Here is an 18,932-nt window from a genome sequence, read left to right on the forward strand (position 1 = left end):
GTCATTCCTCGCTGTTGGGGTTGCGGTGGAAGGGGCGGATCGGCGGCGCAACAGAGTTCCGCTCGATCAGCGTGACATCCAGCAGCACCTCTGACGGGTGATTGGCCGGATCGGCATTGTCCGTCGCCAGCAGCAGCTTCAGCGCGTGCTGGCCCAGGTCGCGGACAGGCTGACGCACCGCGGTCACGGCGGGTGCGAAAAGATGCAGCGGCCCCACGTCGTCGAACCCGACGACCGAGACCTCCTGCGGAATGGGAATGCCGGCCTCTGCCAGAACCTCGTACAGGCCGATCAGCAGTTCGTCGGACGTGGCAAAGATGGCCGTCGGACGGGACGCCGGGTCCCGCGCGACGAAGGCCTGGCCAGCCGCGCGTCCGGCAGAGACGGTGTAAAGCCCGCTGATCCGGTCGATCGCATGATCCGGCCCCGACACCTCCGCGATCCCGGCAGAAAAGCCCTCGAAGCGGCGGGCGCCGCTGACCATCTCGTCGACGCCGCCGACGAACAGCACGTGCCGATGGCCCTGTTGCGCCAGATGACGCCCGGCCAGCCAGCCGCCGCGACGGTTGTCGCAGAAGATCTTGGGGGCGGTCGTGCCCACGACATCCTCGTCCACGACCACGCAGCGCGGAAGATGGTTGATCTTCTGGGCCAGCCTGTCGGTGCCGGCATGGTTGGTGACGAAGATCAGCCCGTCGGCATGGCCGGTGCGCACCAGGTCAAGATAGGAGAGTTCGCGTTCCGGAGAGTTCAGCGTCGCGTAAAGCGCCAGTGCCAACCCCATGTCGCTTGCCTCGGCCTCGACGGCGCCGACCAGCGCGGCAAAGAACGGGCTGGAGATGTCGGGAACGATCAGGGCGATCGTGTCCGATCGCCCGAGGCTCAGGCGCCGCGCATGGGGATTGGGCGTATAGTTCAGCGTGCGGATCGCCGCATCGATCAGGGATGCGGTCCGTTCGGGCAGTTCCAGCGAGCCGTTCAGATAGCGCGACACCGTCGCCTTGGAGACGCCAGCCGCTGTCGCAACATCCTGAAGATTGGCCAAGCGAGTCCCCTAAAGCTTATAAAGCGGTTTAGTAAACTGGTTTATAAACCGACGATGCCGTGGTGATTTCAGTCTGTAAAGATAATTTTAAGGGGTTGGCACATGTCGCCGGTTTTTTCAGCAGCGCCCGATGTGCAAGCTGATCGTCGCCATCCTGTACGCCCTGTCCGGTACATGTCCTTGTTGCAATGCGACATTCCGGCGATGCCGTGTGCCGTGCGGTCCTTGTGTGAACCTGAGGGTGACGGGCGCCATCCGTTGGACTGCGTGCTTTCGAACTTGGTCAGGCTCATGCCGTGCGCGTCGCGGGATGACGCCAGGACGAAAATGGTGGTCATGCACTAGATCGGGCGCTCTGTCCGCTTCAGACGCAACCGATCTGCATCACGACGACAACACCTTCGATCCGCACCGAGAGACCGCAAGGCAACCCTGTCAGCCCCGTCATGCGCAAGGTGTTACCGCATGTCGCGCTCCACCCTGAGGCAACGGACTCCTTCAAGAATCGCCGCCCAAAGTTGCCGCACAGGCGATGAGCAAATCTTACTCGATCCGGGAAATCCCCGGGGAATTCCGCGCCGCGCACCATGCGCCTGTGCAGATTTCTCAGGAACGATGCGCCCGCGTAACGCTTGACCCCAGTATTTCAAGACCAAGAGGGCAAAGCATGAAAAGACTGGCACAGCATCTGGGCCTGCGGGTCGATCCCATGATCTTCTTCATATCGGCAGGCCTGAGCCTGATCTTCGTCGTTCTGCTGGTGGCGATGCCCGGTCCCATCGGGGCCGCGTTTTCCGTCAGCCGGGCCTGGATCGTGACCAACCTGGGCTGGTTCTTCATTCTTGCGGTGAACGTCTGGCTGGGCTTTCTGATCTATGCGGCGATGTCGCGCCACGGGCATATCCGTCTTGGGCCGCGCAACTCTCGGCCCGAATACTCCAACCTCTCGTGGTTCACGATGCTGTTCGCGGGCGGCATCGGCACGGTCCTGATGTTCTGGGGCGTGGCAGAGCCGATCAGCCATTATCAGTCGCCGCCCTTGCCGGGGGTCGAACCCTTCACCCTGGCCGCAGCCCAGGATGCCATCGCGATATCGCTCTATCACCTTGCGCTGCACACCTGGACGATCTTTGCCCTGCCCGGGCTGGCCTTCGCCTATTTCATCAACCGCTATGACCTGCCCGTCAGGGTCAGTTCCGTCTTCTACCCGCTGCTGCGCGAGGGGATCTATGGCCCCGTGGGCAAGACGATCGACATCGTCTCCATCCTGGGCACGCTGTTCGGGGTCGCGGTCTCGCTCGGCCTCGGCTCGTCGCAGGTCGCGGCGGGACTGTCGGCGCTGTTCGGCTGGTCGAACGACACCGGGTTGCGCCTTGCGATCCTGGGCAGCCTGACGATCGTCGCCACGATCTCGATCGTCGCCGGCTTGGACAAAGGGGTGAAGCTGCTGTCGAACGTCAACATCGGCATGGCCGTGGGCCTGATGCTGTTCGTGTTGGTGACCGGATCGACCCTGTTTCTTCTGCGCGGCGTCGTCGAGACGATCGGTCTGTACCTGTCCAACCTGCCGCGCCTGGCCTTCTGGAACGACATGCTGCACGGCGGCGGGATGGATACCGGCGAATGGGGCTGGCAGGGCGACTGGACGGTGTTCTACTGGGCCTGGACGGTCACCTGGTCGCCCTTCATCGGCCTGTTCGTGGCGCGGATCTCCCGCGGGCGCACGGTCCGCGAATTCGTCTTTGGCGTCCTGCTGGCGCCGTCGCTGTTCACCGTCATCTGGTTCGCGATCTTCGGCTGGCAGGCGATGGCCATCGATGGCCTGGGAGAGGCGGCGCGTGCCGCGATGGGCCCCGCCGCGGGCAGCATCAGCAACGCCGTTAGCGAATCTGTCCCGCTGGCGATGTTCGCCTTCTTTGCGGAACTGCCCTGGGCACCGCTGATGCAGGGGCTGGCCGTGCTGGTCGTGGCGATCTTCTTTGCCACCTCGTCGGATTCGGCGTCGCTGGTCGTGGACATGCTGTGCACGGGAACGGCGGAACCCGGACCCGTCCGCCAGCGCGTCTTCTGGGGCCTGGCCGAAGGCGCCATCGCCGGAACGCTGATCCTGCTGGCAGGAGAGGCCGGGCTGACGGCCCTGCAGGAGGTGATCACGGTCGTCGGGCTGCCGATCTTCCTGCTGGTCTCGATGATGATCCCGGCCCTGATCCGCGGGTTCGCCGCAGAGGAGATCGACCACATCACGATCGGCAAGCGTCCCGCGCTGAGCGAGTTCGCCCCCCCCGCCACCGACGAGGCCGACGCCCCGGCCAGGTGAAGGGTCGCCCCGTCCCCGGCCGAACGCCCGCGGCTCAGTCGCGGGCGTTCGCCTTGCGCAGCCGCCACAGGCTGGCGCCCAGCACGATGATCGCCATGATGGCATCCGATTTGGGCGTCGGCGCATCCGTTGCGTCACGACCCGTTCCGGACACGCCGATGGCCTTCTGGCCCGACGACGTGGCGGGCGTCCCGTGACCGGGCGGCGGGGTGTCGGCCTTGACGGCATCGCGCTGGCCCATCGGTTCGGGGGCACCCGTGGTCGTGTCCTCGGAGGTCTGCTGTTCGATCTCGGCGTTCAGCTCGGCTCCGGCCAGCACGATGAAGGCCGACAGCCACATCCAGGTCAGCAGCATGATGACCCCGCCCAACGTCCCGTACGTCTCGGTATAGTCGTCGAAGTTCTGGACATAGAGCGAGAACGCCGCGGTGCCCAGAATCCAAAGGACCGTGGCCGCCACGGCACCGACGCTGACCCACCGCCACTTGGGATCGGCGCGCGACGGACCAAAGCGATAGATCGCCGCCAGCCCGATCATGGTCAGCACCGCCATCAGCGGCCATTTCAGCCATTCGGCGGCGGTCTCCAGCGTCGGTGACAGCGGCAGGAAGGCGATGACCGACGGCAGCACGATCAGCAGCGCGATCGCGACCGCCAGGCCCAGGATGGCGCATACCGTGATCAGAAGCGCGCTGAGATAGAGCTTGATGAAGCCGCGGCCCTCCTCCTCGTCATAGGCGATGTTCAGCCCCTCCATCAGGGTCATGACGCCCTTCATGGCGCCATAGATCGCGATGGCCAGACCAAAGGCCGCGACCAAGCCGGTCGCCGTCTCATCGCCGCTGGTGACCTTCAGGACCTGTTCCTGAAGCACCGCCCCGGCGCTTTCCGGGATCAGGGCCATGACCGTGTCCAGCTGGCTGGCGATGTCGGCGGGGTCCAGCACCAGACCCGCGATCGAGATCAGAGCGGCAAGGGCCGGGAACACCGACAGCAGCGCATAGAACGCGATGCCCGCCGACACGACCGAAATGTGGTCGCTGGCGATCTCGTTCTTCACGCGAACAAGGATCTGCTTCCATTCCGCCATTGAAAATCGTGTCGGAGAGGCTGTCCCCTTCTGGTCTGTCGAAAGGGTCGTCTTGGTACGGGGCACGTGGTTCTCCAGCGCTGTAATGGGCAGGGTAAGCAGGTCCGCAAGCTCACGAATCTGTCATCTGTGCAGACGTAAGGCGATCACCGCGACCGGGGTTCCTTGCGCAATCGATGCCCTGCCCGACCGTTGCCCTGTCGCACCGTTCCGCCGCCGCCGACGATCGGACAGAAACGGGTGACCTGTGTCTGCCCGGCCTGTCCCCGACTGCTGTCACGACAGGGGGGTGCCGCTGCCGGGCCGTGGGTGACGTGACCTGCCGTCGGGGCGATGAGGCAAAGGGCTGGAACATTCGCGCCATCCCCTTGTTGGACCCCTGCTCGATAACGGGCCCAGAACACAAGGAAAGGCCCGCCCATGCATCGTCGTCCCGACACGCCACCCCTGGTTCCCGGCACCGCGCGCAGGTCGCGGAACCGCGCCTGATGCGCCGTTACGCCGCCGCAAACGCTGCCCCCGACGGCGTCCAGCCACCACGCAGCCTGCTGGATCGCCGGAACCAACGCCCCCGCAACCAGACGCCGCCCATGCGGGCCATCTGACCGAACACCATGATCGCGGCGCCGGACCATCGGTGCCGCACAGCTTTGGGAAAGGACCGTCATGCCCCATCATGATCATCTCGACCACATCCGCCACACGCCCCGGCCGCCCGCATCCGGCATCGGTCTGGGCGCGGTGCTGGGCATCTTCCTGGCCGCCGCCGGAACCGGCTATCTGCTGACCCGCCAGCCCGAACGTCGTCCCGCCGACAACGCCCCCCGGCGCGCTGCCAAGCACGGGCCGTCGGGCCGCTTTGCGCTGACCGGCCGCACCGTCACCATCGCCCGCCCCCGCGACGAGATCTATGCCTTCTGGCGCCAGTTCGGGAACCTGGCCGGCGTGATGGAGAACGTCCACGCCGTCTCGACCGAGGGCGACGTCACCCGCTGGACCCTGCGCGGCCCGGGCAGCGACATCACCCTGCGCACCCGCATCACCGAGGATCGCCCCGGCGATGTCATCGCATGGGCCTCGACCGACGGCTCGGACATCGAGACCACCGGCCGGGTGCTGTTTCGCGATGCGCCGGGCAATCGCGGCACCGAGGTCACCGCGCTGATCGCCTATGTGCCGCCGATGGGCGCGCTTGGCCGCGTCGTGGCCAAGCTGTTCCAGGCGGACCCCGCGATCCAGGGGCGCCGCGACCTGAAGCGCCTGAAGATGTTCATCGAGACCGGCGAGATCGCCACCCCCCTCAACCGCAGACAGGAGGCCTGATCCATGCGCGCACTGACATGGCACGGCAAGCACGACGTCCGCGTCGAGACGATGCCCGACCCCCAGATCGTCAACCCCCGTGACGCAATCATCCAGGTCACCTCGACCGCGATCTGCGGGTCCGACCTGCACCTGTTCGACGGGGTGATCCCCGGCATGCAGGCCGGCGACATCCTGGGCCATGAATTCATGGGCCGGGTCGTCGATGTCGGCCCCGGCAGCACGCTGAAGGTCGGTCAGCGGGTCGTGGTGCCCTTCACCATTTCCTGCGGGTCGTGCTTCTTCTGCCAGCGGGCGCAGTTCTCGGCCTGCGACAACTCGAACCCCGCCGACAAGCAGGACCTGACCGAAACCATGTTCGGCCATGCGGCAGCGGGCCTGTTCGGCTACAGCCATCTGACGGGCGGCTATCCGGGCGGACAGGCGGAATATGTCCGCGTGCCGTTTTCCGACGTGGGCCCGATCGTCATTCCCGAAGGCATGGACGATGACGACGTCCTGTTCCTGTCCGACATCCTGCCCACCGGCTGGATGGCCGCGGACAATGCCGACATCGAAGCCGACGACACCGTCGTGGTCTGGGGTTGCGGCCCGGTTGGGCTGTTCGCGATCCAGGCTGCCCGGCTGATGGGCGCGGCCCGCGTCATCGCCATCGACCACTATCCCAACCGCCTGGCCCTGGCCCGCCGGATGGGGGCCGAGGTGATCGACTTCAAGCAGACCTCGGTGCTGGAGGCGGTCATGGAGATGACCGGCGGCATCGGTGCGGACGCGGTCATCGACGCGGTCGGAATGGAGGCGCATGGCTTTGCCCTGGACACGGTGATGGACAACCTCAAGCAGGCCGTGGGCGTCGGTGCGGACAGCGGCCACGCCCTGCGCGAGGCGCTGATGGCGGTACGCAAGGGCGGGCGCGTGTCGATCCCCGGCGTCTATGGCGGCTTCATGGACAAGTTCCCGCTTGGCGCGCTGATGCAGAAGGGGCTGCAGCTGCGCACCGGACAGACCCATGTGCAGGCCTATACCCAGGACCTGCTGCGCCGCATCCAGGAGGGAGAGCTGGACACGACCTTCATGATCTCTCACCGCCTGCCGCTGGAGGAGGCCGCCAAGGGCTATGAGGGGTTCCGCTGGAACCAGAACGACTGGACCAAGGTCGTGCTCAAGACCTGACGCCCTTTGCGGCCGCCGGCAGGCATTGCCGGACCGGACCCGCGTCCCCGGATCGTCGTGCCCCTTGCCCGGGCGCCCCGATCCGGGGACAGTCGTTTCCCGAAGGCCCTGTCCGATGCCACCCCTGCCCCGGCATTCGGGGTCACCTGTTCCACGGAATGGACGATGCCCATGCTTCCGCTTCTGCGATCTCTTGCGCTGGTGTTTTTGGTCGCGATGTCCCTTGGTCCCGCGGCCGCGCAGGACGCGACGTTCGAGACGTCCGTCCTGAACTTCGGCCTTGGCACGCCGCCGGACCGGATCAACCGCGAGACGCCCCGCGCCACCATGGCCAGCTTCCTGCGCGCGGCCGAGGACGAGGACTGGGAGGCGGCGGCGCATCTGCTGGATCTGGGCGGACTGCCGGTCGATCGGCAGGCCGAGCTTGGGCCGCGCCTGGCCCATCAGCTGTACGACGTGATCGACCGCAAGGTCGTCCTGGACTGGTCGACCCTGCTGGACCGCCCCGACGCCCTGCAAAGCCAGGGCGGCGACACCGAGGCGATGGCCGGATCGCCGCGCCGGTCGCTGCTGCTGCGCGACCTGCCCATGGACCCCGTCCCGGCCGAGATCCGCCTGAACCGCGTCCAGCCCGACGGAGCCGACCAGCCCCTTTGGGTCTTTCCCGCCGAAACCGTCCGCGACGTCCCTGCCCTGCATGCCGATTACGGCCCGTCCCGGTTCGAACTGTCCCTGCCGCCAAACATGCGCGAAAAGACGCTTGGCGGCCTGATGCGATGGGAGTGGATCGGCCTGCCCATCCTGATCGCGGCCGCGGTGCTGCTCAGCTGGATCGTGCACCGCACGCTCAAGGTGCTGCGCCATCACGCCCGCGGGCAGATCGCCACCGGGATCCTGGCGGCATCGTCCAAGCCGCTGATCATCGCCAGCGTCACCGCGCTGGTCTGGTGGGTCACGGGCAACATCTTCGTCTTTTCGGGCCGCATCGACGTCTTCGTCACGCCGGCCATCGCGACGGGCGTGGTCACGGCGCTGCTGCTGTTCATCGTCGGCAGCGTCGAGGCCCTGCTGAACGGCCTGGTCGCCCCCGGAGAGGACGTGGACCTGACCGCCGCCGAACAGGCCGAGGCCCGCATCCTCGCGACCCGCCTGAACGCCGCGCGCCGGGTGCTTGTGGTGGTGGTGTTCCTGATCGGGGCCGGCGTCGTCCTCTCCTCTGCCGACTTGGCGGCCAATCTGGGGCTGTCGCTGCTGACATCGGCGGGGGCGCTGACCATCGTCCTGGGCTTTGCCGCGCGCAACGTGCTGGGCAACATCATGGCCTCGCTGCAGATCGCGTTGAACCAGTCCGCGCGCGTGGGCGACCGCGTCGTCTACAAGGGAGAGCTGTGCCATGTCGAACGCATCAACATGACCTTTGTCCAGCTGCGCAACTGGGACAGCACCCGCCTGATCGTCCCGGTCGAGGAATTTGCGTCCGAGACGTTTTCGAACTGGACCCTGCAGGACCCGGCGATGCTGCGCGTGCTCAAGCTGAAGCTGGACCCGCGGGCGGATATCGACATGCTGCGCCGGACGTTCAAAGAGGTTCTGAACCACGTCGCCACGCTGGAGATCGGCCAGAACCTGGGCGATCTGGACGATTCCAGCGTCACCGTCGCCGATCAGGACATCTTCGGGATCCTGGTCTGGTTCAGCATCCCGTGCCGCGACCCGAACACCTCGTGGGAGGTCGCCTGCGCGGTCCGTGAACGCCTGCTGGCCGAAGCCGCGCGGATCGAGCGCGAGACCGGCAACCCGGTCTTCCCCTCCCCCGTCGCCGCCGGGGCCGCCTGACCTAATGCCACAGCGTCCGTTGACGATGCGCTGAACCGGTGCCGCTTTCGGCAAGGCGATGCCGCCCGCGGGGAGGGCCAGTGTTTTTCGCTGTCAGTGCGCATTCGACTGTTCGCATGCTTGGACTGGATGCCGGAAATTGCCTGCGATGCTGTCGTTCTAGCTCGCCATCATATCGGTGCTTTGCCCGATCGTGCCGTCCAAGCTGCCGGTCGAAACGGCCTTCATCGAACAGGCTTGCATCGTCAGGACAGCGGCCCGCGTCGAGCTCGACGAATGACGTGCGCGGCCAGCCACGTTGCCGCAATACGTGACGGGAGGCAGCAGAACCCGGGTGCGGATCAGGCTCGTGACGGAGCTTCGCCTTATCAAAATTCATTCCCAACGGTTTGACCGACAGTATCCATGCTCACCGACCGCGAGGCTACTGGACGCAAAGCATTTGATGAACGGTTGGACTTGGACGCACAATCGTATGCACCAACAGACGCTTATGACAACAACCTCGGCGTTCTCGACCCGCCTAATCCGCCACATTCTGACGCAAGCCAGTACCATTGACACGTCTGGACGCCCCGACTGCGGCGTCCAGACGTGTCACGTCGATCAGTTGGACGATGCCGACAGGCCTGCGGGCGCATCGTTGCCCGTCGCGCCCTCGATCTTGTCATGGGTGGAGGGCACGCCCGCCCTCTCGCGGCGCGTGTCGTTGTAGATCGCCTTGAGCAAAGCGACCGCCATCAGCGCCATGACGACCGAAAACGGCAGGGCGCCGATCACCATCGCCGTCTGGATCGCCGTCGTCCCCCCGGAGATCAGCAGCCCGGCCACGACCATCGCCAGCGCCACGCCCCAGAACAGGACATGCGGCCGGGATTTCGGCCCCTCGTCGCCTGCGGCGTTGATGGTGTTCACGATCAGCACGGCCGAATCCGCAGAGGTGACCAGAAAGGTCAGCAGCAGCACGACGATCAGCACCGCCATGCCCCAGGCCAGCCAGTCCCCGATCGGGGCCAGCATGAACTCGGTCATCGCAAAGATTTTGTCGCCGTTCGCGGCATCGAAGATCACGCCGTTGGCGCCGCCGTTCATTTCCAGGTCGATGGCCGTTCCACCCGCCCAGGAAAACCAGACGAAGCACATCAGCGCCGGGACGATCAGCGCGCCCAGCACGAATTCCCGCACCGTCCGCCCGCGCGAGATCCGCGCCAGGAACAGCCCCACGAACGGCGCGAAGGCGATCCACCACGCCCAGTAGAACACCGGCCACCAACCCTGCCACTGGGCCAGCAGGAACGCCTCTGACCCTTCGACGCCGTCGGATCGGAAGACGTTCACGCTCATCTGCGGCAGGGCGACGACATAGTGCCACAGCCCCGTGAACATCGCGTTGAAGCCGAACCAGGTCGCCCCGAAGATGATCAGGAAGCCCAGCAGGATGATGGACAGCACCATGTTGATGTTGGACAGCCACTTGATGCCCTTCCCCACGCCCGACAGCGCCGACAGCGTCGACAGCCCCATGATGACCAGCAGCGCGACGACGATGCCGGTGGTGGTCGCGGCCCCGTCCGCATCCGCCAGCCCGCCGATGCCGATCCGGCCCAGCCCCGCGACCAGCTGATCGACGCCGAAGCCAAGCGTCTGCGCGACGCCCAGGATGGTCGCGACCACGGCCACGATGTCGATGACATGGCCAAGCGGCCCCGACAGGCGCTGACCGAACAGCGGGGTCAGCCCCGACCGGATGGTCAGCGGCAGGCCACGGCGATAGCTGAAATAGGCCAGCGACAGGCCGCAGACCGCATAGCATGCCCACGCGCTGAACCCCCAGTGCAGGAACGACCACTTGAACGCCATCGCCACGTTGTCGGCGCCGCCGGGGGTGGTCAGGCCCATGATCGATTCCGGGGTCGTGCCCAGATGCGTGACCGGTTCGGCCACGGCCCAGGTCAGCATGCCCACGCCGATCCCCGCCCCGAACATCATCGAGAACCACGAGAACCGGGTGAATTCCGGCTGGTCGTCGTCCAGCCCCAGGTTCAGCCGCCCGGCCGCCGGCCATGCCGCCAGCGCCAGGCAGACGACGATGAAGAACGCCACGACCCAGGTGTACCAGGCCGCAAAGTTCTGCAGGATGAAACCGTTCAGCCCGGTCAGGATCGCGCCCGACTGGATCGGCCAGAAGATGGCCCAGACAACGATGACCGAGATGATGATCTTGGCCGGCACCGTCACCGCGATCGAGAATCCGTTGTAGAACCCCCCGGTGGTGGTGTTGATGTTCAGCTCTGTCAGAGGGGGGCTGATCTTTTCGTCATTCGACACCGCATGTTCCTTTGTCGTTTCCAGGCCTTCGTTCCGATCGGTCCCTGTCGGCCCCGCCATCGTCCGTCGGACGACCGCCTGATCCGCCAAAATCCTCAGCGTCGTGCCAGCATGTCGCGCATCGCGGCGACCAGCGGGGCCGCGATGCCGCCCGTCTCCCATGCGTAAAGCGATGCGACCATCGCGGGTTCCGCCCCAAAGAGCGTGTTGCGCCGCAGATCGCGTCCGACCACCGCCCGCACCGGCAGCAGAGAGATGCCCAGACCGGCCTCGACCGCGGTCACGACGTTCGACAGGCTGCTGCCCGAAAAGGCCACGTACCAGCGCCGTCCAAGGTCCTCGGCCCGGCGGAACATCTGGTCGCGATAGAGGCCCCCCGGCGGAAAGGTTACGAAGGGCAGCGGATCGGGTGCGTCGGGGGCGCCCGGCCCCTGGAACCAGCCGATGGGTTCGGGGACGCTGGCGCGGCAGTCGGGTTCGGGCGCGGTCTCTTTGATCACGATGATGTCGAAATCGCCGTCGCGATAGCCGCGCGTCAGGGCAAGGCTGAGGCCCGCGGTCACGTCCAGCCGCACCCGGCGGTGCGTTGCGGAGAAATCGGCGAACAGCCGGGCCATGTCGGGGGTCATGATATCCTCGGCCAGCCCGATGCGCAGCGACACGCTGCCCGACGGATCGCCAAGCGCCAGCGTCGCCTCATCCTGCAGCGCCAGAATGCGGCGCGCGTACCCGGTCAGCCGCTCTCCGGCCGCGGTCATGCGAACGGGGCGGGCGTCGCGGTCCAGCAGCGGCTGGCCCAGCTGATCCTCCAGCCGCGATATCTGCTGGCTGATGGTCGATTGCGACATGTTCAGCTGTTCGGCGGCGCGGGTGAAGCTGCCATGGTCGATCACGCCCACAAGGGCACGCAGCAGGCGGGGATCGATCATCCGATTCATGCATGAATCCTATTTGAACATTTAATTTCTTGATACGCCTGTGCCGGTCTAGATTTTCCCGAACCGCCAGCAAAGGGGAAAGACGATGACGAACCGCAGACAATTCCTGTGCCGCACCGGCGGCATCATGACGGCGGGCGCCACGCTTGGGCTTGCCCCCGTCCATGCCGCCGCGCCGGACCAGACCGGCGTGTCGGACATCCCGCATGATCACTACCTGCTGACCGACGTGCTGCTGGAGACGGGCGTTGAGCGCGACGGCGACACGGTGGTCGGAACTCGGACCCGGACCCATACGCTGGAGATCAGGGGCGGCTGCATCGCCGCGATCCATGACGCGCCGACCGGCACCCTGCCCCGCTACAGCGCCCAGGGCATGCTGGCGCTGCCACCCATGCGCGACATGCACATCCACCTGGACAAGACCTTCTATGGCGGCCCCTGGCAGGCCCCGCTGCCGCGCAAGGGCAAGACCATCATGGACATGATCGCGCGCGAGGAGGTGCTGCTGCCGCAGCTGCTGCCGACCTCGCAGGAGCGTGCCGACCAGCTGATCCAGCTGCTGTTGTCGCACGGCACGACGACGGCGCGCAGCCATTGCAACATCGACCCGGTCAGCGGCCTGAAAAGCCTGGAGCACCTGAACCTGGCCCTTGCCGCGCGCAGGGACGATTTCGACTGCGACATCGTCGCCTTTCCCCAGCACGGCCTGCTGAATTCGGATGTCGACGGGCTGATGCGGGACTCGATGGACCTGGGCGTGACGCATGTCGGGGGGCTTGACCCGACCAATGTCGACGGCGCGATGGAGGCATCGCTGGACGCGATGTTCCAGATCGCGCTGGACCACGACAAGGGCGTGGACATCCACATCCATGAATCGACCCCGGCCGGCATCGCCGCGCTGCATTACATGGTCGACACGGTCGAGGCGAATGCCGCGCTGCGCGACCGGGTGACCTTCAGCCACGCCTTTGCGTTGGCTAAAATGGACGAAGGCGCGCTGGACGAACTGGCGGGCCGCATGGCCGCGCAGGGGATCAGCGTCGCCACCAGCGTGCCGATCGGGAAATCGGTGATGCCGCTGCAGGTCCTGCGCGACAAGGGGGTGGCGATCATGGCGGGCACCGACAGCGTCATCGACCACTGGTCGCCCTTCGGCACCGGAGACATGGTCGACAAGGCCAACCTCTATGCCCAGCTTTACGCGGGCAGCGACGAGGAAAGCCTGTCGCGGTCCCTGTGGATCGCCACGGGCGACGTCCTGCCGCTGGACGCGCATGGCGAACGGGTCTGGCCCGCCGTCGGCGACGCCGCAGGGTTCGTTCTGACCGCGGCCAGCTGTTCGGCCGAGACGGTGGCCCGATGCTCGGCCCGCCACGCGACGTTCCACAAGGGGCGGCTGGTGTCCGGGCGGGTCCGCACCGCCTGAGGCGCGCGTCCCTGGCCGCCGCTCAGGCCAGATCGGCGGCCAGGGCCCGGATCACCGCCAGCACCCGGTCCAGACGGGCGCTTGGCGGATGGCCGCGGGGGATGATCGTCCACAATTCGTGGTGGCGGCGTTGCGGCAGGACCGCGATGCGCAGGCGGTCCGCCTGAGAAAAGGCCGCAAGCCCGCTGCGCGGCAGCAGCGTATAGCCGACGCCCTGCGCCACCGGCGCCGGGATCTGGCCGATCTGGTTCACGCGGCTGCGCACGCGCAGCCTGTCGGCGCCGTCGAATTCGTCGGGAAAGTTCAGCGCGAACAGATCATCGGCATAACGGTGGCAATCCGGGTGATCGATCAGCCCAAGCGCCTGCAGGTCGGCCATGCCCGAGGGCACCGCATGTCCCGCGGGCAGCACCAGGCACAGCTCCTCCTGCCCGATGCGGTCGGCTGCGATGCGGGGATGGCGCGGGTCGCGGTCGGTGACCCCCAAATCGAACCGCCCGTCCAGCACCCCCTCCAGGACGCGTGCCTGCGGCGCGGCCTCGACATGGATGGACAGGTGCGGAGCGGATTGCATCAGCGAGATGGCATGCGGATAGAACAGCATCGCAAAGCTGCCCGAACAGGCGACGCGCACCAGCCCGGCATCCGGCCGGTCCGGGGCGATCGCCTCGCGCAGGGCGCGTTCCTGGGCCCGGCGCGCCAACCCCAGATCGCGCAGGCCCGCCCCGGCGGCGGTCAGCGTGAACCCCTTGCCCGACTGCACGATCAGCGGCTGGCCCAGCTGCTGTTCCAGCTTGCGCAGATGCTGGGACACCCCCGGCTGCGTCATGTTCAACCGCTGCGCCGCGCGGGTGAAATGCCCCTCCTCGGCCAGGACGGTGAAGGTCTCGATCCAGGTGGCGTTCAGCATCGTAGATAACGTTTCGTATGGATCATCATGAGGAATGATAATTTCACAAGCGGGCATCGCCTGTCTAGGTCGGATGGACCAGACACAGGAGACTGCCATGACCCCCACCCCCCGCACCTTTTCCCATATCGGCCTGTCCGTCCCCGACCTGGACGCGGCCGTCGCGTTCTATTCCGGCGTCCTTGGATTCTATGTGCTGATGCAGCCCAGCACCGTGACCGAGGATGACAGCGCCATCGGCGTGATGTGCACCGACGTCTTCGGCCCCGGTTGGGATCGTCTGCGCATCGCGCATCTGTCCACCGGCGACGGGATCGGGATCGAGCTGTTCGAGTTCGCGGGCAACCACGCCGCTGCCGACAATTTCGACTTTCGCCGCCACGGCACGTTCCATTTCGCGATCCAGGACCCCGACCTGGAGGGGCTTCTGGCCCGCATCATCGCCGCGGGCGGCAGGCAGCGGATGCCGGTGCGCGAATATTTCCCCGGCGAAAAACCCTATCGGATGGTCTATGTCGAGGACCCGTTCGGCAACGTGTTCGAACTCTACAGCCACAGCTATGAGCTGACCTATTCGGCAGGCGCCTATTCCTGATCGGACCGGGCGGGCGCGTCCTGACGCGGCTGGCAGAAGGCGGCATAGAGGGCCTGCATCAGCACGTCCAGGTCGGGGTCGCTGATGCGGTAGTGGATGGTCTGTCCCTCGCGGCGGGTGGCGACCATCCCGGCCTCGCGCAGGCGGGCCAGATGCTGGCTCAGCGCGGACTGGCCCAGGCCCACCGCCGCCTGCAGCGCGCCGACCGGGCGTTCGCCCTTGGCCAGTTCGCACAGGATCAGCAGGCGTTTCGCATTGGCGACCAGCGCCAGCCGCGCCGCGACGTGGTCGGCCATGTCCTGCAGCGCCACGACGGAGGGATCGGGGAGGTCGTCCAATATATTAGCTTTGACTTATTTAGAGAAATCGAATATACAGCTTAGCAGACGCGCCCACCGGCGCAATCCCCGCTGACAGGACAGGCCGACATGCTGACCGAAACGACCTTCACCCCCTGGGCCTCGCTTGGCGGCGGCATCCTGATCGGGATCAGCGCCGTGATGGTGATGGGCCTGTTCGGAAAGATCGCCGGCATCGCAGGCATTACCCAAGGCGCGCTGGCCCTGCCAGGCGCCGCGCGCGACCGCGACTGGCGGATCGCCTTCGTGCTGGGGCTGATGGCCGCGCCGCTGGCGATCCTGGCCCTGGGCGGGACGGTCATGCAGACGGTGCCTGCGAACCTGGGGCTGATGATCGTCGCGGGACTGCTGGTCGGGGCGGGGACCGCGCTTGGGTCGGGCTGCACCTCGGGGCACGGGGTCTGCGGGCTGGCGCGGCTGTCGGGACGCTCTCTGGCGGCGGTCGCGACCTTCATGGCGGCGGGGTTCGTCACCGTGTTCGTGCTGCGCCATGTGATCGGGGGGCTGTGATGCGCGCGTTGTGGGGATTTCTGGCCGGGCTGGTCTTTGGCCTGGGGCTGATCGTGTCGGGCATGGCCGATCCGGCCAAGGTGCAGAACTTTCTGGACCTGGCCGGGGCGTGGGACCCCAGCCTGGCGTTCGTGATGGGCGGCGCGACCGTGACCGCCTTCATCGGCTATCGGCTGGTCTGGCGGCGCGCGGCGCCGGTCCTGAACCCGACCTTCGACGTGCCGACCAACCGCCGGATCGACCGCCCGCTGCTGACCGGCGCGGCGCTGTTCGGCGCGGGCTGGGGGATCGGCGGGTTCTGCCCCGGCCCCGCCCTGACCGCCCTGCCGCTGCTGGCGCCGGGCACCCTGGCCTTCGTTCCGGCGATGATCCTGGGGCTCTGGATCGGCGCCCGCCTGAAATCCGCACCCGTCCTGAGGGCACCCGCATGAGCCTGCTGAAAGACCGCGTCGTCCGCCATTCCCCATCCACCGGCGCCAACAGCCCGGATGTCTGGGGCATCTACGAACCCGATACCGGGTCGATCCAGTATGTCTGCGCCGACCCGGCCACAAAACAGGCCGCGCTGATCGACGTGGTCTGGAACCTGGACCCCAAGCATTACCGCTTTTCGACCGGCAGCATGGACCAGGTGCTGGCGCTGGTGGCCGAACAGGGTCTGACGGTGGCCTGGGTGCTGGACACGCATCCGCATGCCGACCACGTCATGGCCTCGGCGCAGCTGGGGCGGCGGACGGGGGCGCCCACAGCCATCGGCGACCGGGTCGGCGACATCGCCCGCATCTGGGCGGGGCTGTACAATCTGCCCCAGGCCTTTGATCCGGCCCGCGACTTTGACCGCCTGCTGGCACCCGGAGAGACGATCGCCCTGGGCGATCTGTCCATCCGGGTCATGCTGTCGCCGGGGCACACGCTCGGCTCGGTCACCTATGTCTGCGGCGATGCGGCCTTTACCCATGACACGCTGATGCAGCCCGATGCCGGCACCTCGCGCGCGGATTTCCCGGGCGGCGACAGCGGTCAGCTGTGGGCGTCGATCCAGGAGATCCTGTCTCTGCCGGGCGACACGCGCCTGTTCGTGGGCCACGACTATGGCACCAAGGACCGCGACGTGCCGCAATGGGAGGCGACCGTGGCCCGCCACCGGGCCGTAAACCGCCATGTCCGCGACGGCACCCGGCGCGAGGACTGGATCGCCCTGCGCGACGCCCGCGACGCGACGCTGCCCCTGCCCGACCGGATCATGGCGGCGCTGCAGATCAACCTGCGCGGCGGCCGCCTGCCCCCGGCAGAGGATGACGGCCACCATTACCTCAAGGTTCCGGTCAACCGGTTCTGATCACCCGGCGGGCCGGTTCGGCCCCTGTGTGCAGTGCGGTCCAGGCGTCGTATTGCGACAGGAAGACCCGGCCCGTCAGCTGCTGCAGGAAATCGCAGGTCTTCAGGCGGTCCATGACCGGACCCTTGACCTCGGACAGGTGCAGCGTGACGCCCATCGTCGCCAGGCGGTGGGCGATGGCCTCCAGGCTTTCCAGCGCGCTCAGGTCGATGTCGCTGATGGCCGAACACATCAGCACCACGTGCTTGACCTCGCAATCGGGGGTCACGCGGTCGGCGACGTAATCCTCCAGGAAGCGGGCATTGGCGAAATACAGGCTTTCGTCGATGCGCAGGGTGACCAGGGCCGGATCGGTCAGCACGTCGTGGCGCAGGATGTTGCGGAAATGCTGGGTGCCGGGGACCAGCCCGACCTCGGCCACATGCGGGCGCGAGGATTTGTACAGGTGCAGCACGATGGACAGGATGACGCCCGCCGACACGCCCGCCTCGACCCCCACGCCAAGCGTCACCACGATCGTCGCCGCCACCGCGATGAAGTCGGCGCGGGAATAGGCCCAGGCCCGGCGCAGGATCGCAAGATCGACCAGCGACAGCACCGCCACGATGATCGTCGCAGCCAGCGTTGCGATGGGCAGGTGATAGATCAGCGGCGTCAGCGCGACGGCGGCGACCGCCAGGCCCACCGCGGTGAAGGCCCCCGCCGCCGCGGTCGCCGCGCCCGCGTCGAAGTTCACGACGGACCGCGCGAACCCGCCCGTGACCGGCATGCCGCCCGTGAAGGCCGCGCCCAGGTTCGCCGCCCCCAGGCCGATCAGCTCCTGGTCGGGGTCGATGCGCTGGCGGCGCTTGGCGGCCAGGGTCTGCGCGACCGACACCGATTCCACGAACCCGATGACCGAGATCAGCGCCGCCGGAACCAGCAGCATGCCGATCAGATCGGCCGACAGCGGCGGTATTGTCAGCGGCGGCAGGCCCTGCGGCACCGTGCCCACGATGCGCACGCCCATCTGGTCCAGGCCCAGCCACCGGACGGCCAGCGTGCTGACCACCACGGCCAGCACCGGCCCGGCCTTGGTCGCGATGTCCGCGGCGCGCGCGCCCAGGCCCATGCGGCGCAGCAGCGGCCGCAGCCCGCGGCGGACCCAGAACAGGAAGGCCGTGGCCGTCACGCCGATGCAGACCGTGACCGGGTTGACCTGTGGCAGGCCGCGGACCAGCGACACGACCATTTCCGGTAGGGTATGGCCCCCGGCACCGATGCCCAGGACATGGCCCAGCTGACTGGTCGCGATCAGGATGCCGGATGCGGTGATGAACCCCGCGATCACCGGATGCGACAGGAAGTTCGCCAGGAACCCCAGCTTTAGCACCCCCATCACCACCAGGATCGCCCCCGACAGCCCGGCCAGCGTCAGCGCCGCCGCCGCATAGCCCATCGTGCCCTGTTCGGCGATGGCGCCGATCGCCGCCGCCGTCATCAGCGACACCACCGCCACCGGCCCCACCGCCAGCGCCCGGCTGGTTCCGAACACCGCGTAGAGGATGATCGGCGCGATCGAGGCATAGAGCCCCGCCTCGGGCGGCAGCCCCGCCAGCAGCGCATAGGCCAGCGATTGCGGGATCAGCATGATCGTCACGATCACGGCGGCCAGCAGGTCATCCGACAGGGTCCGCCGGTCATAGCTGCGGGCCCAGGACAGGATCGGGAAATAGGCGCGGAAGGGCTTCACCGGCA

At 67.1% G+C, this 18,932-nt stretch carries 16 protein-coding genes; 9 read left to right on the plus strand and 7 right to left on the minus strand.

Annotated elements, in window-relative coordinates:
• Position 1: 1 nt before the first annotated feature.
• On the minus strand, positions 2-1,045 hold the full coding sequence (locus tag LZ686_RS10885) for a LacI family DNA-binding transcriptional regulator (protein WP_046001577.1): 1,044 nt from the start codon (positions 1,043-1,045) through the stop codon (positions 2-4).
• A gap of 667 nt (positions 1,046-1,712) precedes the next feature.
• Here LZ686_RS10885 and LZ686_RS10890 point away from each other — a divergent pair.
• Positions 1,713-3,362 carry a BCCT family transporter gene (locus LZ686_RS10890; RefSeq protein WP_349547790.1) on the plus strand — a complete coding sequence of 550 codons (1,650 nt, stop codon included), beginning with the start codon at positions 1,713-1,715 and terminating at the stop codon, positions 3,360-3,362.
• Positions 3,363-3,396: 34 nt separating this feature from the next.
• On the opposite strand, the gene LZ686_RS10895 is transcribed toward LZ686_RS10890, so the two are convergent.
• Positions 3,397-4,452: a YihY/virulence factor BrkB family protein gene (locus LZ686_RS10895; protein ID WP_347919693.1), complete on the minus strand. Its 1,056-nt coding sequence runs from the start codon at positions 4,450-4,452 to the stop codon at positions 3,397-3,399.
• A gap of 666 nt (positions 4,453-5,118) precedes the next feature.
• On the opposite strand from LZ686_RS10895, the gene LZ686_RS10900 reads away from it, so the two are divergent.
• From LZ686_RS10900 to LZ686_RS10910, 3 genes are all read left to right on the plus strand, one after another.
• Positions 5,119-5,775 (plus strand): SRPBCC family protein, encoded by a 657-nt coding sequence (locus LZ686_RS10900; protein WP_349547791.1) that lies wholly within the window; start codon positions 5,119-5,121, stop codon positions 5,773-5,775.
• 3 nt (positions 5,776-5,778) lie between these two features.
• Entirely contained in the window at positions 5,779-6,948 is a 1,170-nt protein-coding gene (locus LZ686_RS10905) for a zinc-dependent alcohol dehydrogenase (RefSeq protein ID WP_349547792.1), read from the plus strand.
• Between the two features lie 171 nt (positions 6,949-7,119).
• Complete coding sequence (locus LZ686_RS10910; RefSeq protein WP_349547793.1) at positions 7,120-8,784, plus strand: mechanosensitive ion channel family protein; 1,665 nt, start codon at positions 7,120-7,122, stop codon at positions 8,782-8,784.
• Between the two features lie 606 nt (positions 8,785-9,390).
• Here the strand turns inward: LZ686_RS10910 and LZ686_RS10915 are convergent.
• Entirely contained in the window at positions 9,391-11,112 is a 1,722-nt protein-coding gene (locus LZ686_RS10915; protein WP_349547794.1) for a BCCT family transporter, read from the minus strand.
• A 95-nt stretch (positions 11,113-11,207) separates the two neighbouring features.
• On the minus strand, positions 11,208-12,050 hold the full coding sequence (locus LZ686_RS10920) for a LysR family transcriptional regulator (protein WP_349547795.1): 843 nt from the start codon (positions 12,048-12,050) through the stop codon (positions 11,208-11,210).
• A gap of 85 nt (positions 12,051-12,135) precedes the next feature.
• Here LZ686_RS10920 and LZ686_RS10925 point away from each other — a divergent pair, with 85 nt between their 5' ends.
• Positions 12,136-13,482: an amidohydrolase gene (locus LZ686_RS10925; RefSeq protein ID WP_349547796.1), complete on the plus strand. Its 1,347-nt coding sequence runs from the start codon at positions 12,136-12,138 to the stop codon at positions 13,480-13,482.
• Between the two features lie 22 nt (positions 13,483-13,504).
• Here the strand turns inward: LZ686_RS10925 and LZ686_RS10930 are convergent, their stop codons facing one another.
• Complete coding sequence (locus LZ686_RS10930; RefSeq protein ID WP_349547797.1) at positions 13,505-14,392, minus strand: LysR family transcriptional regulator; 888 nt, start codon at positions 14,390-14,392, stop codon at positions 13,505-13,507.
• Between the two features lie 97 nt (positions 14,393-14,489).
• On the opposite strand from LZ686_RS10930, the gene LZ686_RS10935 reads away from it, so the two are divergent.
• Positions 14,490-14,987, plus strand: coding sequence for a lactoylglutathione lyase family protein (locus tag LZ686_RS10935; RefSeq protein ID WP_349547798.1), 498 nt, complete (start codon positions 14,490-14,492; stop codon positions 14,985-14,987).
• On the opposite strand, the gene LZ686_RS10940 is transcribed toward LZ686_RS10935, so the two are convergent.
• Entirely contained in the window at positions 14,978-15,325 is a 348-nt protein-coding gene (locus LZ686_RS10940; protein WP_239441355.1) for an ArsR/SmtB family transcription factor, read from the minus strand. The genes LZ686_RS10935 and LZ686_RS10940 overlap by 10 nt on opposite strands.
• A 90-nt stretch (positions 15,326-15,415) precedes the next feature.
• Between LZ686_RS10940 and LZ686_RS10945 the strand changes: the two genes are divergently transcribed.
• From LZ686_RS10945 to LZ686_RS10955, 3 genes are read left to right on the plus strand one after another with little or no spacing between them, the layout of a single operon-like run.
• Complete coding sequence (locus LZ686_RS10945; protein ID WP_349547799.1) at positions 15,416-15,856, plus strand: YeeE/YedE family protein; 441 nt, start codon at positions 15,416-15,418, stop codon at positions 15,854-15,856.
• Positions 15,856-16,287: a DUF6691 family protein gene (locus LZ686_RS10950; protein WP_046001586.1), complete on the plus strand. Its 432-nt coding sequence runs from the start codon at positions 15,856-15,858 to the stop codon at positions 16,285-16,287. The genes LZ686_RS10945 and LZ686_RS10950 overlap by 1 nt, the downstream gene beginning before the upstream one ends.
• Positions 16,284-17,195, plus strand: coding sequence for an MBL fold metallo-hydrolase (locus LZ686_RS10955; RefSeq protein ID WP_349547800.1), 912 nt, complete (start codon positions 16,284-16,286; stop codon positions 17,193-17,195). Before LZ686_RS10950 ends, LZ686_RS10955 begins: the two co-directional genes overlap by 4 nt.
• On the opposite strand, the gene LZ686_RS10960 is transcribed toward LZ686_RS10955, so the two are convergent.
• Positions 17,182-18,927 carry a SulP family inorganic anion transporter gene (locus LZ686_RS10960; RefSeq protein WP_349547801.1) on the minus strand — a complete coding sequence of 582 codons (1,746 nt, stop codon included), beginning with the start codon at positions 18,925-18,927 and terminating at the stop codon, positions 17,182-17,184. The two genes, LZ686_RS10955 and LZ686_RS10960, sit on opposite strands and share 14 nt — an antisense overlap.
• Positions 18,928-18,932 lie beyond the last annotated feature (5 nt).

It is taken from the genome of Paracoccus sp. NFXS7 (assembly GCF_040148865.1).
Classification (GTDB): Bacteria; Pseudomonadota; Alphaproteobacteria; order Rhodobacterales; family Rhodobacteraceae; genus Paracoccus; species Paracoccus marcusii.